This is a genomic window from Collinsella aerofaciens (genome assembly GCF_028209395.1).
Taxonomy (GTDB): domain Bacteria; phylum Actinomycetota; class Coriobacteriia; order Coriobacteriales; family Coriobacteriaceae; genus Collinsella; species Collinsella aerofaciens_AZ.
The window spans coordinates 1-2,192 of the sequence record NZ_JAQLDQ010000047.1 but is presented as its reverse complement, the minus strand read 5'-3'; the positions used below and the strand labels follow the sequence as shown (position 1 = coordinate 2,192).

Genomic DNA, 2,192 nt, shown 5'->3' with positions numbered 1-2,192 from the left:
CATCGCGCCGAGAGTACTGCGGGGCCAGCCCGTGGGAGGCCAGGGCGCCGCTGACCGGTGGACGGCACCGAGCCGTCGGATGACTTGAAGAAGGGGGAGGCCTCGCGGCCTCCCCCTTTTTTGCGTTTACGGGCAACATTCCTTATGCAATTAAATCAATTTAATCATCCACCGCTGAATATAGACGTTCACCGTTCTTTGGTCGGTTCTCTATTCTCAATGGACTAATATTTGCTTTAGCGCACTGCTGCGCTTGTCCTGTTTTTACACGGGTCGTTTTATTGATTGTGACGGAAGGACTCACATGGCAGATGTTCATGAGCTGCTTGATACTTGGATTGCCAATGTCAAGGACGAGGAGCTCCTCGCTGAGCTTAACACGATGAAGGAGCAGGGTGATGAGGACGCCATCACCGATGCTTTCTTCCAAGATCTCGCCTTCGGTACTGCCGGCCTTCGCGGCACTATCGGTGCGGGCACTAACCGTATGAATATCTATACGGTCGGTCGTGCGACCCAGGGATTCGCTGACTACCTCAATGCGACCTTCGAGCATCCAACGGTTGCCATCGCTCGCGATAGCCGCAATAAAGGTGAGCTGTTCGTTAAGACGACGGCTGCCATTCTTGCAGCAAACGGCGTGACTGCCCTCGTTTATCCCAAGATTTCTCCTGTGCCGACGCTCTCCTGGGCCGTCCGTGATCTTAAGTGCTCCGGTGGCATTTGCATGACCGCTAGTCATAACCCGGCACCGTATAACGGCTATAAGGCCTATGGCCCCGACGGCTGCCAGATCACCAGCGAGGCCGCCGATGCAATTTCTAAGGCTATCGCCGAGACCGATACGTTCACCGGTGTGAAGTCCATGGACTTCGATGAGGCTCTTGAGCAGGGCCTGGTCAAATGGATCGATGACTCGTGCCTCGAGCGTTATTACGACGCCGTTCTCGCTCGCGGCGTTACGAATCTTTCTGCCGAGGAAATTGCCGGCGCGCCGCTCAAGCTTGTCTATACGCCGCTGAATGGTACCGGCCTCATTCCCGTTACCACGGTGCTCGAGCGCGCTGGCATCACCGATGTCACGGTTGTTCCCGAGCAGAAGGAGCCTAACGGCGATTTCCCGACCTGCCCGTATCCTAACCCCGAGATCCGTCAGGCCATGCAGAAGGGCATCGATCTCTGCGAGCAGGTTCACCCTGATTTGCTGCTTGCAACCGATCCCGACGCCGATCGTGTTGGCGTTGCCGTTAAAAATGGCGATGACTATCTGCTGCTGACCGGTAACGAGATGGGCGTCCTGCTGCTCGACTATATTTGCAAGACCCGTGCCGCCCGCGGCGAGGACCTCACTAAGAAGGTTGCCGTTACTACTATCGTTTCTTCCGCAATGGTTGACGCTCTGGCCGACGAGTACGGTTTTGAGCTCCGCCGCTGCCTGACGGGCTTCAAGTACATCGGCGACATCATTACCTCGCTTTCCGATGCTGGCGAGGTCGATCGCTTTATCTTTGGTTTCGAGGAGAGCTACGGCTATCTGGCTGGCGACCACGTGCGCGACAAGGACGCCGTGAGCACTTCGCTGCTGATTTGCCAGATGGCGCAGTATTACAAGCTCCAGGGTAAGAACCTCGCCGATGCGATGCACGAGCTGTACGAGAAGTATGGCTACTACCACAACAAGACGATTTCGCTGAGCTATCCGGGTGCTGAGGGTGCGGCAAAGATGGCCGGCATCATGTCCGGTCTGCGCGAGAACCCGCCTGCGGAGCTTGCTGGGTCCAAGATTGAGGCCGTCGTGGACTACAACACCTGCGTGAACGGCCTGCCGAAGGCTAACGTCATTGAGTTCGATCTTGAGGGCGGCAACAAGGGTATTGTTCGTCCTTCCGGCACCGAGCCCAAGATTAAACTGTACATCTTCGCCAAGGGCGCGGATGCCGCCGAGGCTGATGCAGCACTTGACGCGATCGAGGAATCCGGTCGTAAGCTGTTGGCCTAAGGCTTTGAAAGCCTATTTCTATAGATAGACGGAGGAGGGGATCTCGGAAACGAGGTCCCCTCTTTATTACCGGTAAATACAGCTGAGAATTCCGAATTGTGTAGGAAATGTGTACGCCCAGATTCCCGCCCCCGGCGCCCCTCCGGTCTGGCAATATATCTCCTTGCCGCGCGGCCCGGTCGGACCGGATCAG

The 2,192-nt window shown here is 56.6% G+C and carries 1 protein-coding gene; it reads left to right on the top strand.

Going from position 1 to position 2,192, the window contains the following annotated elements; genetic code table 11:
- The first annotated feature begins 304 nt into the window (after window positions 1-304).
- Window positions 305-1,999, top strand: coding sequence for a phospho-sugar mutase (locus PMW67_RS09650; protein ID WP_117565059.1), 1,695 nt, complete (start codon window positions 305-307; stop codon window positions 1,997-1,999).
- The last annotated feature ends 193 nt before the right edge of the window (window positions 2,000-2,192 follow it).

Bases quoted from the DNA above. Each gene is read 5' to 3' on its own strand.
- PMW67_RS09650 (WP_117565059.1), top strand. From the start codon at position 305: ATGGCAGATGTTCATGAGCTGCTTGATACTTGGATTGCCAATGTCAAG.